Origin of the sequence: Rhodomicrobium sp. R_RK_3, assembly GCF_002198715.1 — a bacterium.
Lineage (GTDB): Bacteria > Pseudomonadota > Alphaproteobacteria > Rhizobiales > Rhodomicrobiaceae > R-RK-3.
In genome coordinates this window covers 344,255-350,485 of record NZ_MWLK01000006.1, presented here as the reverse complement: position 1 = coordinate 350,485, position 6,231 = coordinate 344,255, and the positions used below count along the sequence as shown (strand labels likewise).

Annotated in this window: 7 protein-coding genes; 2 read left to right on the top strand and 5 right to left on the bottom strand. The window is 64.5% G+C overall.

Annotation, left to right across the window (positions count from 1 at the left end; translation table 11 throughout):
- Nucleotides 1-152 precede the first annotated feature (152 nt).
- Both BLEFHOIH_RS03645 and BLEFHOIH_RS03640 read right to left on the bottom strand, forming a co-directional pair.
- Nucleotides 153-602, bottom strand: coding sequence for a hypothetical protein (locus BLEFHOIH_RS03645; RefSeq protein ID WP_088343119.1), 450 nt, complete (start codon nt 600-602; stop codon nt 153-155).
- 144 nt (nt 603-746) lie between these two features.
- Nucleotides 747-1,739, bottom strand: a complete 993-nt coding sequence (locus tag BLEFHOIH_RS03640; RefSeq protein WP_088343118.1) for a D-glycerate dehydrogenase — start codon at nt 1,737-1,739, stop codon at nt 747-749.
- A 186-nt stretch (nt 1,740-1,925) separates the two neighbouring features.
- Here BLEFHOIH_RS03640 and BLEFHOIH_RS03635 point away from each other — a divergent pair, with 186 nt between their 5' ends.
- Nucleotides 1,926-2,474 carry an SH3 domain-containing protein gene (locus BLEFHOIH_RS03635; protein WP_245296854.1) on the top strand — a complete coding sequence of 183 codons (549 nt, stop codon included), beginning with the start codon at nt 1,926-1,928 and terminating at the stop codon, nt 2,472-2,474.
- A 43-nt stretch (nt 2,475-2,517) separates the two neighbouring features.
- Here the strand turns inward: BLEFHOIH_RS03635 and fabI are convergent, their stop codons facing one another.
- The 3 genes from fabI to fabA form a co-directional block, all read right to left on the bottom strand.
- Nucleotides 2,518-3,438: an enoyl-ACP reductase FabI gene (gene fabI, locus BLEFHOIH_RS03630; protein ID WP_088343117.1), complete on the bottom strand. Its 921-nt coding sequence runs from the start codon at nt 3,436-3,438 to the stop codon at nt 2,518-2,520.
- A gap of 55 nt (nt 3,439-3,493) precedes the next feature.
- The gene (gene fabB, locus BLEFHOIH_RS03625; RefSeq protein ID WP_088343116.1) at nt 3,494-4,711 is read right to left on the bottom strand and encodes a beta-ketoacyl-ACP synthase I; all 1,218 of its coding nucleotides are present in this window, start codon (nt 4,709-4,711) and stop codon (nt 3,494-3,496) included.
- A gap of 314 nt (nt 4,712-5,025) precedes the next feature.
- Nucleotides 5,026-5,562 (bottom strand): 3-hydroxyacyl-[acyl-carrier-protein] dehydratase FabA, encoded by a 537-nt coding sequence (gene fabA, locus BLEFHOIH_RS03620; RefSeq protein ID WP_088343115.1) that lies wholly within the window; start codon nt 5,560-5,562, stop codon nt 5,026-5,028.
- 190 nt (nt 5,563-5,752) lie between these two features.
- Between fabA and irrA the strand changes: the two genes are divergently transcribed.
- Nucleotides 5,753-6,190: an iron response transcriptional regulator IrrA gene (irrA, locus tag BLEFHOIH_RS03615; RefSeq protein WP_088343114.1), complete on the top strand. Its 438-nt coding sequence runs from the start codon at nt 5,753-5,755 to the stop codon at nt 6,188-6,190.
- Nucleotides 6,191-6,231 lie beyond the last annotated feature (41 nt).

Genomic DNA, 6,231 nt, shown 5'->3' with positions numbered 1-6,231 from the left:
TAGCGGAAATAGGATTGGGTCCCGGCTCGGCCTGACGGCCGTCCGGGACGACGGGGAGAGGACCTTCGATACGCAAAGGTCTCCCAAGGGAGAGGGTTAGGCCGCACCGGATTATGGCGCGATCGGAATAGTCGCGAGGCCGCCGGGCCTGCTTAGTCCAACAACCCGCCGGTGCTCACCGCGCCGGGGAAGACCTTCTGATACCGGCGGATCATCACATTGCGGAACAGCAGGAAGATCGCGACGACGAAGAAGGCGCCGACATGGGTGATCAGGATGGTCTCGGTGCGATCGCCGTAATAAACATTGGCGAGCGCCGTGGCGGTTTGCGGCGCGCTGCTCATGTCGGCCTTGAGCCGGGTGATGAGGTCGAGGCGCATGGCTTCGATGAGATTATAGGTGCTGATCAAGCCGTTGCCGTTGATGAAGGCGAAGGCGCCATAGGCGAACAGGGCCACGCCGCGCTCGATCAGCAAGAGCGGGCGATGCACCAGGAAGAAGAACCAGAACAGCCCCAGATGCACGACGATATACATCTGCCATTCGCTGTCGATCTGATTGCCGGTCTCCACCATGGCTTCGAGCAAGCCTGCCGCGTCCATCGCAACTTCCCCCACACATTGCCGCCGCGCGCCAGACCGCGCCGCGCATATCCCCATCGGCCGGGACAGCCGGCCGCCCGCGGCAGTTAACCCGAAATCCCAAACTCGGCAAAGCGTTAAGAGTCGATCCGGCGGCTTCCGCGCTCAGAACATCGCCGGATGCACGCGGTCGGGCGGCGTGTGGCCGTCGAGGAAGGTCTTCACGTTGATGATGACCTTCTCGCCCATGTCGATGCGGCCCTCCAGCGTCGCCGAGCCCATATGCGGCAGCACCACGACCTGGTTGCTCTTCAAAAGGCGCGGATTGATCGCCGGTTCGTTCTCGAAGACATCGAGCCCGGCGCCCGCGATCTCCTTGGCCTCGATCATGCGGGCGAGCGCATTCTCGTCGATGACCTCGCCGCGCGCCGTGTTCACCACATAGGCCGTGGGCTGCAACAGCTTCAGCCGCCGCGCCGACAGCAGATGGAAGGTCGCGGGCGTGTGCGGGCAGTTCACCGAGACGATGTCGACATGGGCCAGCATCTGGTCGAGGCTTTCCCAATAGGTGGCGCCGAGCGCCGTCTCGATGTCGGGCGCGACATGGCGGCGGTTGTGATAGTTGATGTCGAGGCCGAAGGCCTTGGCCCGGCGCGCGACGGCCTGGCCGATGCGGCCCATGCCGATGATGCCGAGCTTCTTGCCGTAGATGCGGTGGCCGAGCATCCAGGTCGGCGACCAGCCGCGCCACTCCGCCGCGTTCTCCTTCAGGAAGCGCGCGCCTTCCGCCAGACGGCGCGGCACGGCGAGGATCAGCGCCATGGTCATGTCGGCGGTGTCCTCGGTCAGGACGCCTGGCGTGTTGGTAACGATGATGCCCCGGTTGCGCGCGGTCTCCAGATCGATATTGTCGACGCCGGTGCCGAAATTGGCGATCAGCTTCAATTTCGGGCCGCTCTGCGACAGCACCGTCCGGTCGATGCGGTCGGTGACGGTCGGCACGAGGACCGAGGCGCTCTGCACGGCGCGGACGAGATCGTCCCGCGTCATCACCCGGTCTTCCGGATTGAACTGGGCGTCGAACAATTCGCGCATCCGCGCCTCGACCGGATGCGGTAATTTTCGGGTGACGATGACGAGAGGCTTTTCGGAATTCATGCAAGATCTCTCTCGGGAGGGGGCGTCGTCTTCGAATGGAAGCGCGAATAGAACATCCGGCAAAAGCTGCCCTATTGTTTACCAGAAGCCGGCGGCGATGACAAAGCAGGAGATGGCTTGCCAGAAAGCGCGGCTCACCCCATTAAGGCGCCTGCATCCAGCGATCAGCGCCAAAGGAGGTGACCATTGAGCCGCATCGCGATCAGCCTGGCCCTCATTCTGTTCCTGACCGGCGCGCCGTTTGTGGGGCCGGCGGGCGCGCAGCGGGCGACCATCGACCTCAATTCGCGCAAAAAGGGGCCGAGCAGCGGCCAGCCGACGCCGCGCTTCGTCAGCCTGAAGGCCGATGAGGTGAATGTGCGCAAGGGGCCGGGCTGGGATCACGCCGTGTCCTGGGTGTTCCGGCGGGCGGGGCTGCCGGTCGAGGTGATCGCCGAATTCGACGTCTGGCGGCAGGTGCGCGACAGCGAGGGCGCGACCGGCTGGGTGATCGGCACGCTGCTGAGCGGGCGGCGGACGGTGCTGGTGGCGCCCTGGGAGGCCAAGAATCGCAGCATCGAGCTCTACGAATCGGCGGTCAGATCCTCGGCGGTCGAGGCGAGGCTGTCGCCGGGCGTGCTGGGCGACGTGGCCGGCTGCGACGGCGAGTGGTGCAAGATCACGGCGGGCGGCGTCGCCGGCTATATCCGCCAGGACATGGTCTGGGGCGCCTATCCGGGCGAAAAGCTCAATTAGAGGGCGATAGATGCCGGCTCGGCGGGCTGCAGGCGCGGCGACGTTATTCCGCGGCCTGCGCCTTGATCGGTTCGTCCGGCGGCAAATGATGTCCGCCATTGCCGTTGCTGCCATTGCCGTTCGCGGAGACCGCCGTGCCTTCGCCGGTTTCCTTGATGGTCTCCGGGCGCGGCATCGAGACGGTGTTGTAACCGCTATCCACATAGTGGATCTCGCCCGTCACCGCCGTCGACAGATCCGACAGCAGATACAGCGCCGAGCCGCCGACTTCGTCGAGCGTCGGGGTGCGGCCGAGCGGGGAGTGCATCTTCTGGAAATTGAACAGCACGCGCGCGTCGGAGATGCCGGCGCCGGCGAGGGTGCGCATCGGTCCGGGCGAGAGCGCGTTGACGCGGATGTTCTGCGGCCCCAGGTCCATCGCCAGATAGCGGACGGAGGCTTCCAGCGCCGCCTTGGCCACGCCCATCACATTATAGCGCGGCACCACGCGCATCGAGCCGGCATAGGTCAGCGTGATCAGCGAACCGCCATGCGGCATCAGGTCGGCGGCGCGCTTGGCGACCTCGGTGAAGGAGAAGCAGGAGATCACCATGGTGTTGGTGAAATTCTCGCGGCTGGTGTCGGCGTAGCGGCCCTTCAGCTCGTTGCGGTCGGAAAAGGCCAGCGCATGGACGACGAAATCCAGCGAGCCCCATTTCTCGCGGATCTCCTTGAACACCGAATCGACCGAATTGAGGTCCATGACATCGCAGGGCGAGATGATCGTGCCGCCCAGCGCCTCGGCGAGCGGCACCGCGCGGCGGCCGAAGGCGTCGCCCTGATAGGTGAAAGCGAGTTCGGCGCCGTGCCCGGCCAGCACCCGCGCAATGCCATAGGCGATTGAACGGTCGTTGGCGACCCCCATTATGAGCCCACGCTTGCCCGCCATCAGTGGGCCCGGCTTGGCGATATCGATGCCTGTCATGTTGCTCTCGGTGTCAGATTAATGCTTGGCGGCGGCTTGCCGCAGAACCGAACGCTCAGCCATTATAGCGAGTGAAGACCAGTGTGGCGTTCGTCCCCCCGAAGCCAAAACTGTTCGACATTACGCAGTTTAACTCGACGTTGTCCAGACGCTCCCGGACGATAGGCACATCGTTGAAGGCGGGGTCGAGTTCCTCGATATTGGCCGATTCGCAGATGAAGCCGCCTTTCATCATCAACAGCGAATAGATCGCCTCCTGCACGCCCGCGGCGCCCAGCGAATGGCCGGTCAGCGATTTGGTCGCCGAGATCGGCGGCATGTCGCTGCCGAACACCTCGCGGATCGCCTCGATCTCCTTCAGATCGCCGATCGGCGTCGAAGTGGCGTGCGGGTTGATGTAGTCGACCTTGCCGGGGAGCCCCTGCATGGCGAGCTGGATGCAGCGCACCGCGCCCTCTCCGGACGGCTGCACCATGTCATAGCCGTCGGAGGTCGCGCCATAGCCGGAGACTTCGGCGTAGATCTTGGCCCCGCGCGCCTTGGCGTGCTCCAGCTCCTCCAGCACCAGCACGCCGCCGCCGCCGGCGATGACGAAGCCGTCGCGCTTCAGGTCATAGGCGCGGCTGGCCTTGGCCGGGGTGTCGTTGAAGTCGGAGGACATGGCGTTCATGGAATCGAACAGCACCGAGAGGGTCCAGTCGAGCTCCTCGCCGCCGCCGGCGAAGACGATGTCCTGCTTGCCCCACTGGATCAGCTCGGTGCCGTTGCCGATGCAATGGGCCGAGGTCGAGCAGGCCGAGGAGATCGAATAGTTGACGCCCTTGATCTTGAACGGCGTCGCCAGCGTCGCCGAATTGGTGCTCGACATCGCCTTGGGGACTTCGAAGGGGCCGACCTTGCGCGGCCCCTTGGAGCGGGTCGTGTCCGCCGCCTGCACGATGGCGCGGGTGGACGGGCCGCCCGAGCCCATGATCAGGCCGGTGCGCTCGTGCGAGATCTCCTTGTCCTCGAGCCCGGCATCCTGGATCGCCTGCTGCATGGAGACGTAATTCCAACCCGCTCCGTCGCCCATGAAGCGGCGCACCTTGCGGTCGACCTGGGCTTCCCAGTCGATCGTCGGCGCGCCATGCACCTGGCAGCGGAAGCCCAGTTCGGCATATTCCTTGGCCCTGACGATGCCGGAGCGGCCCTCGCGCAGTGATGCAAGCACCTCCTGGGCGTTATTGCCGATCGAGGACACGATGCCCAAGCCTGTAACCACGACGCGTCTCATGGAAACCCCTCTTGCCTCCTCATTGCAGCCATGGCCTCCGCATCAGAGCCCGGCCACGCGCCGAAGCCCCTCAGCGCCGCGAGCGGCGTGAACGGCCCCAACTCTATCTCGTTGCACCGCCCGGGCAACCGCATGGCGATTGACCTGGAAATGCGCCGAAGCCTCATCCATCCTCGAAGGCGTGGGAATGGGACTCCGGCTGCTTAGCTCGCGCACAATCTCGATCGTAAAACCAGTGGACACTTTTGCGGATCACGCCCATTCGTCCCGGCGCGATCGGCTGCAAAACGGGCCACTCTCGACGGATCGATCCACTAAAGGCTGGCTGGGACGCTTCCCTCGGACGAGGCATCGAACAGACCGACCCGCAAATCCTTGGCCAGATAGATCGTGTTGCCGTCCGCGGTCAGACGGCCGTCGCCGATGCCCAGCGTCAGGCGGCGCCTGATCACCCGCTTCAGGTCGACGAAATATTCCAGCTTCCTGACCGTCGGCGTGACCATGCCGGAGAATTTCACCTCGCCGACGCCGAGCGCCCGTCCGCGCCCCTGGCCGCCGACCCAGCCGAGAAAGAAGCCCAGCATCTGCCACAGCGAATCGAGACCGAGGCAGCCCGGCATGACCGGATCGCCCTTGAAGTGGCAGGCAAAGAACCAAAGATCGGGCTTCACGTCCAGTTCGGCGACGATCTGGCCCTTGTCGTGCTCGCCCCCGGTCTCCGAAATATGGGTGATGCGATCGAACATCAGCATGGGCGGCAACGGCAATTGCGGGTTGCCGGGACCGAACATCTCGCCCCGCCCGCAGGCCAGGAGGTCGTTATAGTCGTATGCCTGTTGGCGTTCAGCCATCGTATCTCGATACCATTTCTGATCGGGAGAGGGACTATTCCCTTCGAGCGTCGTTATCTATCATAACCCGGCGGCGCGATAAAAGCCCGCCATTGCTCTTACGGGAAGGCGACAAATGAGCATATAGTTGCTATCACGGCGACGACACAATATATTTTTAGCGATCCCACGCAAGGACCATACCACGCCGATGACCCGACCTATCTCCGACCATGCGATGGCCGAGCGCCTCAAGTCGGCCGGTCTGCGCCCGACGCGGCAGCGCGTGGCGCTTGGCGTGCTGCTGTTCAGCGCGGGCGACCGCCATGTCACCGCCGAGATGCTGCATGACGAGGCCGTGCGCGATCGCATCCCGGTCTCGCTGGCGACGGTCTACAACACGCTGCACCAGTTCACCGAAGCCGGGCTGCTGCGCGAGGTGGCGATCGAGGGCTCGAAGACCTATTTCGACACCAACACCTCGGACCACCATCATTTCTATTACGAGCATGACGGCGTGCTGATGGATATCGAGGGCGACACGCTGCCGGTTCTGTCGGTGCCGCAGCCGCCCGAGGGCATGGAAATCTCGCGCATCGACGTGCTTGTCCGTCTCGTCAAGAAAGACGGCCGCGGCGTCGCGCATTAGGCGGGTGCGCGGCCATTCTCCACCGGCGAGCGCTCAGCCCT